We start from the raw sequence: 15,137 nt of genomic DNA on the forward strand, positions 1-15,137 counted from the left end.
AATAATAATTATATGAAACTTTATATAAATACTTGATATTAATATTCGTTATATGTATAATAAAATTATTCAATAGTGAATATAATCACAATGTGTAGAAATCGGTTTAAGGGGTGATATCATAAACATAGAAAGATTTATCGAAGTACGAAAACAAAAGGGCTTAGTTCAAAGTGATCTTGCTGAAGGTATCTGCACCCAAGCAACTTTAAGTCGTTTTGAAAACCACGGTCAAGTGCCCAGTTTAAAAATATTAATTAAATTATGCAACCGGTTAGAATTACCCCTTAGTGAATTATTTCCTAAAGTCGGTGTAAAACATTCTAAGTTAAAAGAGTTAATGGAAGAAGCCGAATTCTCTCTCATCTTGAGTGAGTATGAGAAAGTGGGTAATTTGCTGGAAAAGATTGATTTAAACCTGATTGATAACTCAGAATTAACCATGCGATATCATTATTTAAAGGCATTTGTGATGATTTATAATGAGCATTCTACTATTGATACGTTGTATGAGTTGGATCAGATATTACTTGATAATCATATCAACGAGAATGAATTATATAAATTACTTGCTTATACAGGCAGTGGTATTATCTTTAAGAAATTAGACGAGTTAGAAAAAGCGGAGTTTTACTTTGCGAAAGTCTTAGATCGGATTTATGATTTTCCGACCAATCGCATGGAAGAAGTTTGGCGTGTCTTACATATCGTATTTGAATGCAGTAAGTTTTATGCACATATCGATGAGATAGATATTAGTAATGCATTAGCTGAACATGCCGTTTCTATTTGCTCAGATAACCATGTGACATATTATCTTGCAAGGGCGGCAATCCAGTTAGCAAAAAATGCGATTACCATAAAAGCGTCTAAAGATACAATTTTAGCTTTAATTTATGACGCCCGGGCCTATTCAAAAATTAATCGAAATAAAATTGCCTTAAGAGAACTTGATGCAATGGAAAAATATATAAAAAATGAATATTAAATAAGAGGGGATATTTAAATGAAGAAATTATTAGGAATTGTTGGGACAAACTCAAATAATTCAACTAACCGTAAGTTACTACAATATATGGAAAAACATTTTTCAGATAAAGCCGATATTGAATTAGTTGAGATTAAAGAATTACCAATGTTTGTCAAAGATAAAAGTATCGAATTACCAGAGAGTGTTAAAGAGTTATCAGATAAAGTTGAACAAGCTGATGGAGTTATCATTAGTACACCTGAATATGATCATTCGGTACCTGCTGCATTAATGAATGCTTTAAGTTGGTTATCATTTAAAACGCATCCATTCGTAGATAAGCCTGTTATGGTTGTAGGTGCATCATATGGAACATTAGGCTCATCACGTGCTCAAATGCATGCCCGTCAAATCCTGGATTCACCTGAATTAAAAGCTAGAATTATGCCAAGTTCAGAATACTTATTAGATCATTCATTACAAGCATTTGATGAACAAGGACAATTAATTTCAAAAGAAAAAATTGAATTACTTGAGGGCTTATTCACAGATTTCTTAACTTTCGTTGAGATTACTGGGCAATTAATGGAAGCACATGCTGTTAATGTTAGAGAAGCAGATAATTATACTTGGGAAGATTAATAAAGGAGATAAGATAATATGAAATTAGTAGGAATCGTTGGATCAAATGCTGTTGGATCGTACAACCGTTTATTATTACAGTTTATCCAAAAACATTTTAATAAATTAATTGATTTAGATATTGTTGAGATTGATCAAGTGCCATTATTTAATCAAAGTGATGACCAAACTCAATCACCCGTTATTCAAGATATCGCTAAAAGAATTGAAGCGTCTGATGGTGTGATTATCGCAACACCAGAACATAATCATACTATTCCAGCAGCTTTAAAAAGCTTAATTGAGTGGCTATCATTTAAAATTCACCCATTAGAAAATAAACCTGTCATGATTGTTGGTGCATCATACTTTTCACAAGGATCTTCACGTGCTCAACTTTCATTAAGACAAATATTAGACTCACCAGGTGTCAATGCGATTGTACTACCAGGGAATGAGTTCTTATTAGGGAATGTGAAAGAAGCATTTGACGAAGAGAATAATTTAAAAGATCAAGGAACAATAAACTTCTTAGCAACTTGCTTAGAAAAATTCATCCGATTTATTAAAGTTGTTTCAGATTTAGAAGGTAAAGGGGGAGCAACTGAAGTGGTGAAACCAATCGAAGAAGATTTATTTGCTAATGGAAAGATTGACACAACAATTGAAGATGTAGAGATGACGGCTCCAGACTGGGTAGAACAAGCAGCTGAAAAAGTAAACCCTGCTACTGGAAATGACTATGTCAAACTTAATAGAGGTATCCTGACAGTAAACCAAATTGATCAATTCTTAAGATCAATGCCAATGGAATTAACGTTTGCTGATAGTAACAACCAATTCTTATACTACAACAGCGTTCTACCACCAGAAGAAATGTTTGCCAAACGTTATCCAGAACAACCAGGAAACCCTCTTGGTGCATGTCACCCAGACCATACACACAAAAATGTGAAATGGGTTATCTCACAATTACGTTCAGGAAAACAAGATATTGTCCGTATTCACGTACCAACACATGGGCCAGATAAATTTGTGGTTCACAATTATCAAGCAATACGTGATGATGAAGGTAATTACATGGGAATTAATGAATATATTATGGATATTAAACCAACAGTTGATTGGTACTTACAACAAACAGGTCAAGAATTAGTAGGAGGAAAAGATACAGTATCAGGCGCTTCACAAAGCGATAATAAAGAAGCTGATACAGTTTCAGGTGCATCACAAAGTAATGCAGCAGAACCAGAAGTGGATACAGTATCAGGTGCATCTTCACATTAATATGATATAATTTAGTAGAAGTTCGGAGGTAAATCTTCGAACTTTTTTGGCTAAATAATGATTTAAGGGGTTTTAAGTATGGAAAGTATTACTTTTAAAGCAATGGGTACAACGATTAATTTACAAATCGAACATGAATTTTCTCACTATTTGTTAAATGAAGCTAAAAAACGGTTGTTAGATTACGAAAAACGTTTTAGCGCGAATGATGCGAACAGTTTATTGATGAAGGTTAATCAATCCGCTGGCATCGAAGCTGTTGCTGTTGACCCTGATATATTTGAACTCATTAAGATAGGCAAAGCCTATAGTGTAGATTCATCGAATACATTGAATATTGCGATTGGCCCCTTAATCAAACTTTGGAAGATTGGTTTTTCTGATGCGAAAGTTCCAACTCAAGCCGAAATAGACGAACGCTTAACACTCATAGACCCTAATTTGATTCAGTTAAATGACGAGAAACAAAGAGTTTATTTAGAAAGAAAAGGGATGGAAATTGACTTAGGTGCATTAGCTAAAGGATTTTTTGCTGATCAAATCAAACACTTCTTGAAAAAAGCAGGCGTTAAAAAGGGGATCATTGACTTAGGCGGCAATGTCTTATTACTAGGAAGTCATCCAATAAATCCAGACACGTTATGGCGAGTCGGGGTTCAAAATCCTTTCATGACACGGAATAATTTAGCTGGATTATTGAATGTTAAAGATAAATCGGTTGTTACTTCAGGTATTTATGAGCGAACATTTGTCTATAATGGCGAAGAATATCATCATATATTTGATAGTAAGACAGGTTATCCAGTCAAAAATAATATCGCAAGTTTAACAATAGTCTCTAAAGAATCTTTAACAGGGGAACTATATACAACGATGTATTATAAAGCCGAAGCGCATGATATTATAAAACAAATAAATCAAATACAAGATGTAGAAGCAGTTGTTATTACAAAAGAAAGCGAAATTTTAATCACGCATGGATTAGTGAATGATTTTATAAAAGTAGACTAAGTATACAGCTCTTACTCTCAAGTAGGAGCTGTTTTTGAATTTTGAAATAATTATGAATGCGAACATTTTATTTTGAAGAGTGTTTAAACGTAACGATAACTAACTATCATTGGATGAGTCAACTATACTTTTGATAAGATAAAAATAAATGACGGTGGAGGTAAATGAGATGACAATGAAGATGATTATGGATTTAGACACGGGTGTCGATGATTCTTTTAGTTTTAGCGATGCACTTAGTTTTGAAGAAGTAGAAATGCCTTTAAGCCCCGTAGAATGATCAGAATTATTCGTCATGTTCAAAGATCCCATTGGTGTGATATAGATGTTCAGTGGTGAAGATTTAAAATTTGTTCAAAAGGTCATTCTGAAAGTTGGATTACTCAATTATATTTTCGATTTGCAGATTGTTTTTTGAAACAGGAATTGGTTAATTTAGCATTTTAATTTGAAAAGATGAGTAAGTCTAACAAGTGTATTGATTGAATCGTTTCTATGAGATCATATAACTAAATAGTATGGAGCGATTACATGACTTATTTTTGAGGAGGTACCAATTCTTATGAAAGCAAAATTTCACGGACATGCTGTGGTTAGTATAGAGACTCAAGATGGCATAAAAATATTAATTGATCCCTTTTATTAGTGGAATTAGATTGACTGATTTAGATGCGAATACGGTGGAAGCAGACGTTATATTAGTGGCCCATGGACATTCGGATCACATTGGAGATACAATGGCTATCGCTAAAAGAACTGGCGCATTGGTTGTAACCACTGTTGAAATTGTTGGCTATTTAAATTCATTAGGTTTAGCGAATTTACACGGTATGCAACCTGGTAGTGATCATGACTTTGACTTTGGCCGAGTTAAGTTAACACCAGCTATCCATGGATCATCAATTGAAATAGATGGAAAGCCTTTTACACTTGGCTTAGCCACTGGGATTTTGATAACAGCTGATGAGCAAACATTTTATCACATTGGTGACACAGCCTTATATTCAGATATGAAATTAATTGGCGAGTTCAATGACATTGATTTAGCATTTATTCCAATTGGTGATAATTTTACGATGGGACCAGAAGATGCAGCCAAATGGTTAATGGCAAAGAAAGTTGTACCAATTCATTATAAAACTTTCCCAATAATTGAACAAGATCCGGCACAATTTACCAAATTATTAGCTGATGGGGTGGGTTATGTTCCAGAAATTGGTGAGACGATTGAGTTATAAAGTAAAAAACAGAAGTGAGATAGGTAATCTATCCACTTCTATTTTTTATACTAATTTAATATTTAAGTTGATATTATTGCCTTTGCTTAAAATACTTGAAACTTTACAATGGCGGTGAATAAAACGTTCTAACCCAGCTAATTGATCCTCATTCAATATAGCATCAGTTACAAGTTCAACAGATGCATCTAATCGCCACTCTTTGTTCTCATCAATAAAATCACCTGCCACATGAGCAGTTAATTGTGAAAATTCTATCTTTTTCATATTCAAGTATGATACTGCTGTCATCAAATGACACCCAGATAAAGAAACTAGTAATAGTCCAGTTGGGGAAGTGCCCTGACTAGTAAATTCAGGCATTCGATCAGTATAATCCATAGTATATGAAAAACCTTCGATATCAGCTTGCACAATATAACGATCAATTACTTTTGCTTTTGTCTCTTTCTCTGCCATGATGTATTCCTTCTTTCATTGAAAATAATTAGGTGATAAATGAATTCTTTGATAGTTTAAATTATATCACAGAATTTAGTTCATACTAATGAAAGAGATTATCGCTTTAAATAAAAGAGGGATATCTAATGACCATACACAATAGATTCATTTTGTTTAACATAAGCAATTATAAAAATAATACTTATATTATTTAAACAGCATCCTATTGCCTTTTTATTTTTCCATGTTAGGATAGATACATTATATTTATAGGAGGCTATTATGAATGTGCCAATTTTGTACGAAGATAACCATCTTTTAGTTATTGAGAAGCCGGTTAATGTTCCTGTACAAGAAGATAGTAGTAAAGATTTAGATGTATTCAATCATCTAAAGCAATTTATAAAAGTCAGAGATAAGAAGCCAGGTAATGTTTACTTAGGACTAGTGCATCGACTTGATCGACCTGTCGGGGGTGCGATGGTATTTGCCAAGACATCAAAAGCGGGATCCAGATTATCGAATACCTTAAGAAAACATGACTTGAAAAGATATTATCTAGCCGTAGTAATGGGGAAGTTGCCTAGGACGAAGGGGACATTGACACATTACCTCTGGAAGAATCGTAAAACGAATCAAGTTTACACTGTTGATAAAAATCATAACCAGGCCAAAAAGGCTTACTTGAGTTATGAAGTTTTAGCTTATCAGCACGGTATGTCATTAGTACGAGTTCAATTGCATACTGGCCGATCACATCAGATTCGGGTGCAGTTTCAAGCAATTGGCTCACCTTTATATGGTGATCAAAAATATGGAGATCATCGAATAAAGCCTCACAGCCAAATTGCTTTATGGGTAACATTAATATTGTGAGATTGACTACATTTCAATTATAATACCCTGCGTATCAAGTAATTGGTGCGTACTCCACTTTAATTGCTAAGAATACCTAAAGCCTTATGACCAAAGCGGAATTTTAAAAAATAAACGTCAAGGTGCGAAAGCAGAAAAAATAATAAGGATAATCTAAGCTGAAATAAAAACTACTTATTATAGGACAATATGTAAATAAGTAGCGCTAAGGATAAATTAAATGGTTGTTTAGCAGCGAAAACTCTAAGTTCATGAATGAATATGAGGGACGTTCAACGACTATCTCCTTGAGGGAGAGTAAAGCCGCAAGCAAATGGCGGAAGAAAAATGTGGCTACCCATGTGGTAGAAGAAATAGTCTGCGCTATATGGAAACATATAGAAGTCTACTCGCAAGAGAAAGACTGTATTAAAGGTTGCGCTTTAATATGAACACGAAAAAAATCAAAAAAATATAAAATCCATTTATAGTAGGAATCCTCTCTGATATAATCAATATAATATATAGAAGGGAATTTAAAATATAGAATTATTGTCTATCGGAAAGTTTTTTAAAAAAACAGGGGTGACTCCATATATTTTAAGACGGTTGTAGCAAAATGGCGAGTTGATTCCCCATCATATAACTAATGCAGGAACTCGCTATAATTACTCGGAGCAATTAAAGGATTATCTACCGAGACTATCAATAACGATGGTAAACTTATTACTGGTTATTGTAGAGTTAGCACTTCGACACAAATGACTGAAATAAGGTCGCAAGTTAAGCTTGTTGAAGAATATATGCAAGCTCTTGATTATATTTCTGAAATCATTTCAGAAGTTGGTGGCGAACTTAACTATCAGCGAAAAGGCTTATTAAATCTCTTGAAAATAATTAACCAGTAAGAAATCAGCAAGATTGTCACTTTGAATAAAAGTTGTCTCATGCGAAATGGTTTCGAAATATAAGAGTATCAATGTCAATTGAATAAAATCGACATTGAGTTGATTGATGATTCAAAAGAAACCAGGATTTATAGTCCTTTATCGCGTAATCCTTTAAACAATAATTCCTATTTAGAACTATGATTTTAAAACTACATTTGAATATATAATTCATATCGGCTTATGAAATGGAAATTCCACATCCTACGTTACAAGAATTGATAAAAATTCAATCAAATCCACCACAATTAGAACCTTGGACAACATTTAATTTGTCCCAATAATAAAGCGTTACTTACCCCCTCATTAGGGTAAGTAACGCTTTATTTATTTATTTTGAATATTGTCTAGTCAATAGATAATGTTACCTGAGTAGCCTTGTTGGTGGAAAAACCTTTTATTTCGAGAGACAAAAGACTCTTTACCGCCTAAACGAATTCTAAAACCATCGTCTTTGTTTAATAAGATTAGCTCTGTCCAATATAAATTATGGTCTACTAAAAGAGAGGGCTCACCAAAGTTCGAATGTGGCGTTAAAACTGAATTGAATTCAGAACGGTGTTGATTTAAATTAAATAAACCTTCTCGGTATGATTCGACGGTTCCACTTGAATCTTGATTCATAATTGTTGGATTGGCACAAGCGGCACCGAGAATTGCGGTCCTAAGTTCAGGAATAAGGAACCCGATAATCCCCGAAGTTTGACCTGGTAAGTGTGTGGGAATGATAGTGACTCCCCCTAAGTTAAACACATCGTAGTCTTTATAAGAATGATAATTCATTTCTTTTTGAGCAATAAAGTGCTCCGTTGAGAACGATAGGCCTTGCTTTCGCATGATCTGGATGACCATGTGTGCAGATGACATCATAGGACATATCAAGTAAGTTATCAACATATTGCCTCAAATCCCCATCCCCAAAACCTGTATCAATCAAAACGGCTCTGTCACACCCCTTGAAAACATAAGCACAGACTTAAGGCATTTTAATACGGATTATGGCGTCGTTAATTTGTTCGCTTTCAAATATCTTTATAATGCACTCCTTTACTTGATTATTTAATATCCATTATAATCTTGGATTAAAGAGAAGTGAACTAAAGAATATTGTAACATATTCTTTTAAAAATTCTGGAAAACATGAGAAAATGTAATTAGTAAAGGGCATGCCACGTAATAAATATCTAATCTAATAAGGACGTGAATCATTTGTTAATACATCAGCCTAAATTATGGAGTGTAATGCTCCGTTTATTGTTAACCGCGGTTGGTCAAGTTAGCTTAATTTATTTATGGATGTTGATTCCAGGTCAAGAGGCCATTGCTTATTTCTTACTCTTAATTTTAATGTCAGCCCCCGTGGGAACAATAATAAATCTCATCTTAAAGAAATGGATTTTTCAGTTAATGAATGAATCAGATTCATTTGCTTTAAAAATAGCATACCCCTTTATAATTATCTTTGGTCTATTTATCACTGTTATTGTCATAACAAACTTGAACATTTTTGATTTATTCTTTCTTTTGATTTTTGTCTTTGTATTGTCGCTACCATTATTATTACTTGAAATGCTATTCTATATAATACGAAATTGGACTCAATTAAAAGAGTAGATAGAGTCAGTATGTTAATAAAACGATCTCTTATTACAGATGTAAAAATTGCAACAACTGGAGGAGTGAAAAAGGAACTGGAAACTGTATGGGAAAAGAATTAAAGGATACAGATTAGTTTTTGTAATGAAATTTATGTTCTAATTGACAAAAATAAAAAGATATTATATTATAATTTCATTAAAATAAACACATTGAAGTGGAAAGTAAACTAATTTAACTATAAAGAGAGCTCTTAGATGGTGGGAATGAGTAAGTAGAAATTAGTTGAAAATGGTCACAGAGTGGTCTTTCTGAATGTTAACGCAATAAGAAAGAACGGACGCATCCGTTAAACGTGCTTCAGTATACGTTATATCAATGAAAACGTGTATTGAATAAGGTTATTTCAGCGATGAAATAATAAATTAAGGTGGTAACACGAAGTAAACTCTCGTCCTTTTCGGAAGGGGGTTTAATTTTGTTATAAAAAAAGAAGGAGAAATAGATATGAACAAATGGTTAAAGAAATTAACTTTGGTTGGGTTATTAAGTAGCGTATTATTTGGTTCAACGGCATCTTTACAAGTATCTGCTGAGGAGCGCAAATTTGAAGGGGAGACTGTTTCTGTTGGTGTTGTTGGGACGGAGTATGAAGAAATTTGGCAATTTGTAGCTGAAAAAGCGTTGGAAGAAGAAGGTATAGAAATCGAAGTTGTTCTATTAACGGATTATAATATTCCTAATGAAGCTCTCCGAGATGGATCGATTGATTTAAACTCCTTCCAACATGATGTATTTTTAAACAATTGGAATCAAGAAAATAACGGTGATATTGTTACAATTGGCTATACTTACGCTGTACCTACAAGAATATATTCTGAAAAATACAATTCTTTAGATGAATTACCTGAAGGTGCAAAAATCGCAGTGAACGCTGCTCCAACAAGCTTAGGCTATAATATCCAAACATTAGTGCGTGCAGGATTAATTACTTTAGATAATAGTGAAGAATTACTACCCACACCTTCAAATATTGCTGATAATCCTAAAAACTTAGAATTGATTGAATTAGATGGCGCTCAAATTCCTGCTGCTGTATTAGATGTAGATGCAGCTTTTATTGACAATTCTTTCTTAGGTGGTACTAATTTTGTACCATCAGATGCTATCTATGTATTTGGCGATACGCCAGAGACCATCAATATTGACCGCGTTAATAATATCGCAGCACGTTCCGAAGATTCGGACAACCCACTTTATTTAAAAGTTGTGGAGCTATTTCAACAAGATGATGTTGCAGCAAAGATTGAAGAAATTACACAAGGCGGAAGCATACCAGCTTGGGATATCGTAAAAGAGGCTCAAAAAATTCAAACTCAAGATTAAGAGTAATTACTTGAACATTAATATAACAAAAAATACTAGTGTCCGTTGATACTAGTATTTTTTGTTATATGAGAGAAATTAAAAATAATGGACGTCAAAAAGTTATTTGATTTGTCTAAACTTTTGATGGAACGCGTTAGTTAATCATTCTTTAGCCTTTTTACTCGTTAATGTCCTTTATATTAAATAAATTCGCATAATCCGTGGAAAATTAACATCAGTCTTCCACTTACTTTATTTTTGATTTTTTCGTAATTATTTCATACTTTATACGTATTGAAATTTTAAATAAGCAAATTTCTCAAAGCAATGTGCGAACCTTCGAGTCACAAGATGCTTCGATAATGAATACGCGAATGTAAGCAATTAACGTAGATGGCCTTTGAATGGATGCGTTGAGTAAAATTGATAGATACATTCGGTATTACCCGTTATAGTGAATCAATTTACTATGTTGATTAAAAAAACTGAGTATATTGAATGATTTAAGAATCCATATAATCTTATAAATTTTATTATGCAAAGTGTAACCTATATTGTTGCACCCGTAGTTACAATTAGTCATCTTACGCTTGAGAACGAACTGTATCATATTAATAATGCGTCATATTGTCTATTACAAAAAGTGACTTATTGGCCAGCTTAGACAGTATTTGTCTCTGTAGTAGATCCTGAAGCAGGGGTGAAGACTATAAAACTTATCAATTGTCTGTGTCAAGAACATCACTATATAACGATTATTGTTGAATACCGTTGCTTACAGATGTTGATCACATCTTAGTTATAGCTGAAGGAAGACTTACCTCTGATCCGCCCTCACTGAGTTAGTAAATAAGTAACCTATTTACTGAGACTGGTATTAGAGAACCTTTATATCTAACTGCTAAGAAGTATGCTGGCGTGTATATGTAATCATATGTTACACTCGGAACGTTGAAGCAAGTAGATGTATCCAAATTAGACATTCAACGGATGGAATAGTGGGCAAATTCCTTTATTGAATTTGTAAAAACGCCGCATGACAACCATATACTACAAGTGGAACAAGTATACTTTAACTATGACACAGAAAATGATAGACCAATTATATTAGTATTATAGGATCTAATGGGTTGCTAAGGCAACTTTAGCAAGATGATTGGTTTTATTATACCTGATGCTGACCGAATTATTGCGGATAACTATGCATTATAATTGTAAAACATTAGTTGAGTTATCCTTGTTATTTGCCAATAAAGGATGGTTTTTAATCCATTTAATTTAGCAGCGGATGGTTACTACTTGTGACCGTCCTTTTTTTTTAGCTGTAGAGTTAGGAACGTGCATAATCCCATTTATGGTATCTAATTAAAGTAGAAAGATTAGATGCGCTTACAGTTCCATAATGAGTGAAACTTATGATAATTGAGTACCAATACATTTTACTTCCAGTTGATGGATCACAACAATCAATTGATACATTTTAACGGAGGATATCAGAAGGTAAACAATGGAATTGTAAGGTATACTTTGTTCATGTACTAAAGGAAGATAGTGATGATATTCTTGTTTTACATAGAGAGTCGTTGTTAAACTCACTGAAGATTATGTAAATAATGAGGGCGTTAGTCTGCATAAAGAGATACTCTATGGAGTTCTACGAACACAAATTGCTCTTGTATTATTTGATCGATGGTCCATTGATCTGGTTGTTATGAGGGCAATATATCATTGAACAGATGCAAAACCGCATGATAAAGGGAAACCATTTAAAAGTGAGAAAAGCTAGAAAATAAAACATCATTTTATTTTTCATATCCCGTTTAGAAAGCATGAGTTAGCGACCATAAACGTTGGCTTTAATAATTTAGTATTTATTATAGTTTTTTAATACTCATTGACACTTCATCTAAGTAACGAAATGATTTTTACATTACATTCAATCCTTTAATGAAATGCCTGTTGTTATTTTTTACTTTTAAAGGTACGTACATTCAGGTTTTGTCAAAGTCATGTTATATGTTATCAACCAATAAACGATTACAAGTAGAAGTAAGTTTACATACCAGGTTACTCAATATTTCTTGACAAGCAGAAAACTTTAGCTTATTCTTAAGCGAGAACAAATGATAATACAATTAAATAGCGATTCCATGTAGGGGGACCAGTATTGCTGGTTGAGATATTATCCGTGAAGATAATGACCCTTAGAACCTGATCTAGTTGACACTAGCGTAGGGAACATATAACGATTATGAAGAACAGTAAATAATAATGCGTATGTGCACCCTAGAATCAGTCTAGGGTGCTTTTTTGTGTCAATATTAAGGAGAAAGAGAAGATATGAAAACAATCATTCAAGAATTTATTTGTAATCCAGAAGAGTGTAAAAGTTTCGATGAAATAGCCATACAATTATTCAGATATCTTTACCAAAATAATCTGGCCTATCAACAATATTGTCGTAAAAAAGGGATCGGTCTTAAGCAAGTTAGACATTGGAAGGACATTCCAAGTGTATCGACAGAGGCATTTAAGTCCAGCTTTTTAAGTGTAACACCTGAAGAGGAATGCTCATATGTTTTTATGACGAGTGGAACTACCAGTGGCAATAAAGGAAAGCATTATCACCGTGATCTAGACGTCTATGATCTATCAGCAAAGGAAAGTTTTAAAAATTTTGTAAGTGCAAAAAAATTTCCCATGGCAATCTTATTTCCAGATGAAAAAAATATGCCTCACTCTTCATTAAGCCATTATTTATCGCTATTAAAAGCTGATGGAACAAAAGATTCCGCACATTTTGTGTCAAAAGATGGTTTAGAGTTAGAAAAGTTGATTGAATGGACTCAAAAACATGAGCATACGCCCGTAATGATTTTGGGTGCGAGTTACAATTATGTTCATTTACTTGATAGCTTAGAAGACAAAAAAAAATCGATTCATTTGCATGAGGATAGCTTAATTTTTGATACAGGAGGATTTAAGAATTTCTCAAGGTCTTATTCAGAAAATGAATTCTATAAATTATTAAAAGATAGGTTTAAAGTCAAGACAAAAATAGTAAATATGTATGGTATGACAGAATTATCTTCGCAATACTATTCGAAGATTGAATTGGATGGAAAAAATATAAAGCGAGGACCACATTGGATTCGCTTTAAAATTATTGATCCAATCACTGAGCAAGAAGTTCCAAAAGGAGAAATTGGCTTATTAGTACATGTTGATTTAGCCAATATCAACTCTGTACCAGCTATTCAAACAGGGGACTTAGCTATTGAAAGAGAGGGTGGCTTTGAATTAGTAGGAAGGCAACCATTGATTGAATCACGAGGTTGTTCATTATCTGCTCAACAATGGATAGAGGAGTATCAAAATGGTTCAAATTGAAAAAAGTGGTTATTTACCACCGATGGCAAAAGATTTAAAGATTAAGAATCGACAGATTGATTTTCAGGATGTATCAATTTCAGTGCCACATCCTGATGAAGATCAATTGAAAATTTTATCACAGCGAATGAAAACGGTAGGAAATCACTTGACTACAAATGAAATTATCACAGCAATTACTAAGGCGGTCGCGGTGTTATTAGATCGAAAACATCCTTTACGTCGTAAACTAGAAAAACTTCTGCCACTAATTACTGGCTTTAATCATGAAACGATTCGATTAAGTCTGACTCATTCATTGAAGACTTTTAGAGAACATGAATTGATGCGTTGGTTATCTGTGAATTTTGAAAATCCTCTAATACTTGATCAATTTATAGCAAGTTCTCATGGGGGATTTACCAAGGCTGTTGGACCAAAATTAACGGCACATATTTGGGCGGGGAATGTACCAGTTCTGCCTCTTTGGAGTTTAGTAGGAAGTCTATTAGTTAAAGGAAAAGTGATTGGAAAAGTTTCTAGTAGCGAACCTTTATTTATTGGTGTTTTCTGTCAACTATTGGTTGAAATTGAGCCTCGGTTAGCAGATAGTCTTGCGATTGTTTCTTGGAAGGGGGGAGATACCCGTCGTGAAAAGATGTTATTGAATGAAGCTGAAGTAGTAGTTGGATATGGTAGTAATCGGACTATATCCAAACTGCAGCAACAAATAGGCCACAATACACATTTCATTGGTTTTGGTAATAAATTAAGTTTTGGTTTTCTACACAAGCTAGTTTTAGATAAGCAAAAAGCAGAAAACTTGGCTAAACAAGCTGCAAAGTCAGTGATCTACTACGATCAGCAAGGATGTTATTCTCCCCAACTCTTTTTCGTAGAAAAGAATGGACAAACAAGTCCACATGAATGGGCATTACTATTAGCAGGAAAACTTCAATCTTATCAGAATCGTTATCCTTTAAGAAATTTATCAATTGAAGAAGCATATGATCGCTCACAATTTTATGAATCAAAAATGTGGGACGATCATTGTAAAGTAATTGTTCCTGAGGATCGCTCCTGGATAGTAAGCTACAGTGAGAAGCCTTTGCTTGAACCAACTCCCTTGTCACGGGTGGTACAAGTTATTGCTATTGATCATTGGAAAAGTTTAGCAGCAATCATTCGTGACAAATCGCAATTTCTTCAAACAGTAGGAATCGCTGCGCCGACTGATGAATTATTTGAAATTGCTTCCGATTGGGGTGCTTTAGGCATTACGCGCGTAACTAGCTTGGAAAATATGGTACAGTTACATGCCGGTTGGCATCAGGATGGTTATTCATTTCTGAAAGAACAGGTTCGGATGGTCGATATCGACCCTTCGGTTGTTTGTTCTTCAGAATTATTCAATGACTACATGGATTAGAGGTG

At 33.7% G+C, this 15,137-nt stretch carries 13 protein-coding genes, 2 pseudogenes, 1 riboswitch and 1 other annotated feature; of the genes and pseudogenes, 12 read left to right on the forward strand and 3 right to left on the reverse strand.

From position 1 onward, the window contains the following. Nucleotides 1-121 precede the first annotated feature (121 nt). From HW423_RS02655 to HW423_RS02675, 5 genes and pseudogenes are all read left to right on the forward strand, one after another. Nucleotides 122-988: a helix-turn-helix domain-containing protein gene (locus HW423_RS02655; RefSeq protein WP_408014879.1), complete on the forward strand. Its 867-nt coding sequence runs from the start codon at nt 122-124 to the stop codon at nt 986-988. Nucleotides 989-1,006: 18 nt separating this feature from the next. Beyond that, on the forward strand, nt 1,007-1,612 hold the full coding sequence (locus HW423_RS02660) for an NADPH-dependent FMN reductase (RefSeq protein ID WP_218930405.1): 606 nt from the start codon (nt 1,007-1,009) through the stop codon (nt 1,610-1,612). A gap of 18 nt (nt 1,613-1,630) precedes the next feature. Beyond that, nucleotides 1,631-2,878 (forward strand): NAD(P)H-dependent oxidoreductase, encoded by a 1,248-nt coding sequence (locus HW423_RS02665; RefSeq protein WP_218930406.1) that lies wholly within the window; start codon nt 1,631-1,633, stop codon nt 2,876-2,878. 78 nt (nt 2,879-2,956) lie between these two features. Continuing rightward, on the forward strand, nt 2,957-3,889 hold the full coding sequence (locus HW423_RS02670) for an FAD:protein FMN transferase (RefSeq protein WP_235956254.1): 933 nt from the start codon (nt 2,957-2,959) through the stop codon (nt 3,887-3,889). Between the two features lie 562 nt (nt 3,890-4,451). After that, nucleotides 4,452-5,127, forward strand: a pseudogene (locus HW423_RS02675) (metal-dependent hydrolase). A gap of 45 nt (nt 5,128-5,172) precedes the next feature. Here the strand turns inward: HW423_RS02675 and HW423_RS02680 are convergent. Beyond that, nucleotides 5,173-5,586, reverse strand: coding sequence for an OsmC family protein (locus tag HW423_RS02680; RefSeq protein ID WP_218930407.1), 414 nt, complete (start codon nt 5,584-5,586; stop codon nt 5,173-5,175). A 264-nt stretch (nt 5,587-5,850) separates the two neighbouring features. Between HW423_RS02680 and HW423_RS02685 the strand changes: the two genes are divergently transcribed. Next, a complete protein-coding gene (locus tag HW423_RS02685) occupies nt 5,851-6,444 on the forward strand; it encodes an RluA family pseudouridine synthase (RefSeq protein ID WP_218930408.1) in 594 nt (197 codons plus the stop codon). A 704-nt stretch (nt 6,445-7,148) separates the two neighbouring features. Next, entirely contained in the window at nt 7,149-7,331 is a 183-nt protein-coding gene (locus HW423_RS02690; RefSeq protein WP_328803114.1) for a recombinase family protein, read from the forward strand. A 390-nt stretch (nt 7,332-7,721) separates the two neighbouring features. Here HW423_RS02690 and HW423_RS02695 read toward each other — a convergent pair whose 3' ends face one another. Next, nucleotides 7,722-8,267, reverse strand: coding sequence for an MBL fold metallo-hydrolase (locus tag HW423_RS02695; protein ID WP_235956255.1), 546 nt, complete (start codon nt 8,265-8,267; stop codon nt 7,722-7,724). After that, a pseudogene (locus tag HW423_RS11515) lies at nt 8,263-8,307 on the reverse strand (hypothetical protein); the annotation flags it as partial. The gene HW423_RS02695 and the pseudogene HW423_RS11515, both read right to left, overlap by 5 nt. A gap of 305 nt (nt 8,308-8,612) precedes the next feature. On the opposite strand from HW423_RS11515, the gene HW423_RS02705 reads away from it, so the two are divergent. From HW423_RS02705 to HW423_RS02725, 5 genes are all read left to right on the forward strand, one after another. Continuing rightward, a complete protein-coding gene (locus HW423_RS02705) occupies nt 8,613-8,984 on the forward strand; it encodes a hypothetical protein (protein ID WP_218930412.1) in 372 nt (123 codons plus the stop codon). Nucleotides 8,985-9,169: 185 nt separating this feature from the next. Beyond that, nucleotides 9,170-9,428 (forward strand) — a binding site (T-box leader). A 45-nt stretch (nt 9,429-9,473) separates the two neighbouring features. Continuing rightward, the gene (locus HW423_RS02710) at nt 9,474-10,352 is read left to right on the forward strand and encodes a MetQ/NlpA family ABC transporter substrate-binding protein (RefSeq protein WP_218930413.1); all 879 of its coding nucleotides are present in this window, start codon (nt 9,474-9,476) and stop codon (nt 10,350-10,352) included. Nucleotides 10,353-11,183: 831 nt separating this feature from the next. Next, a complete protein-coding gene (locus HW423_RS11520) occupies nt 11,184-11,264 on the forward strand; it encodes a DUF3744 domain-containing protein (RefSeq protein WP_218930497.1) in 81 nt (26 codons plus the stop codon). A 1,214-nt stretch (nt 11,265-12,478) separates the two neighbouring features. Further along, a riboswitch (TPP riboswitch) is annotated at nt 12,479-12,589 on the forward strand. A gap of 85 nt (nt 12,590-12,674) precedes the next feature. Beyond that, on the forward strand, nt 12,675-13,724 hold the full coding sequence (locus tag HW423_RS02720) for a LuxE/PaaK family acyltransferase (protein ID WP_218930414.1): 1,050 nt from the start codon (nt 12,675-12,677) through the stop codon (nt 13,722-13,724). After that, the gene (locus tag HW423_RS02725; RefSeq protein WP_218930415.1) at nt 13,711-15,132 is read left to right on the forward strand and encodes an acyl-CoA reductase; all 1,422 of its coding nucleotides are present in this window, start codon (nt 13,711-13,713) and stop codon (nt 15,130-15,132) included. The genes HW423_RS02720 and HW423_RS02725 overlap by 14 nt, the downstream gene beginning before the upstream one ends. Nucleotides 15,133-15,137 lie beyond the last annotated feature (5 nt).

Origin of the sequence: Ruoffia halotolerans (assembly GCF_014049385.1) — a bacterium.
GTDB lineage: Bacteria > Bacillota > Bacilli > Lactobacillales > Aerococcaceae > Ruoffia > Ruoffia halotolerans.

What these genes read in the sequence shown, in the direction of transcription:
- HW423_RS02660 (WP_218930405.1), top strand. Translation starts at nt 1,007, where the DNA reads ATGAAGAAATTATTAGGAATTGTTGGGACAAACTCAAATAATTCAACT.
- HW423_RS02665 (WP_218930406.1), top strand. Translation starts at nt 1,631, where the DNA reads ATGAAATTAGTAGGAATCGTTGGATCAAATGCTGTTGGATCGTACAAC.
- HW423_RS02670 (WP_235956254.1), top strand. Translation starts at nt 2,957, where the DNA reads ATGGAAAGTATTACTTTTAAAGCAATGGGTACAACGATTAATTTACAA.
- HW423_RS02680 (WP_218930407.1), bottom strand. Translation starts at nt 5,586, where the DNA reads ATGGCAGAGAAAGAGACAAAAGCAAAAGTAATTGATCGTTATATTGTG.
- HW423_RS02685 (WP_218930408.1), top strand. Translation starts at nt 5,851, where the DNA reads ATGAATGTGCCAATTTTGTACGAAGATAACCATCTTTTAGTTATTGAG.
- HW423_RS02695 (WP_235956255.1), bottom strand. Translation starts at nt 8,267, where the DNA reads ATGTTGATAACTTACTTGATATGTCCTATGATGTCATCTGCACACATG.
- HW423_RS02705 (WP_218930412.1), top strand. Translation starts at nt 8,613, where the DNA reads ATGCTCCGTTTATTGTTAACCGCGGTTGGTCAAGTTAGCTTAATTTAT.
- HW423_RS02710 (WP_218930413.1), top strand. Translation starts at nt 9,474, where the DNA reads ATGAACAAATGGTTAAAGAAATTAACTTTGGTTGGGTTATTAAGTAGC.
- HW423_RS02720 (WP_218930414.1), top strand. Translation starts at nt 12,675, where the DNA reads ATGAAAACAATCATTCAAGAATTTATTTGTAATCCAGAAGAGTGTAAA.
- HW423_RS02725 (WP_218930415.1), top strand. Translation starts at nt 13,711, where the DNA reads ATGGTTCAAATTGAAAAAAGTGGTTATTTACCACCGATGGCAAAAGAT.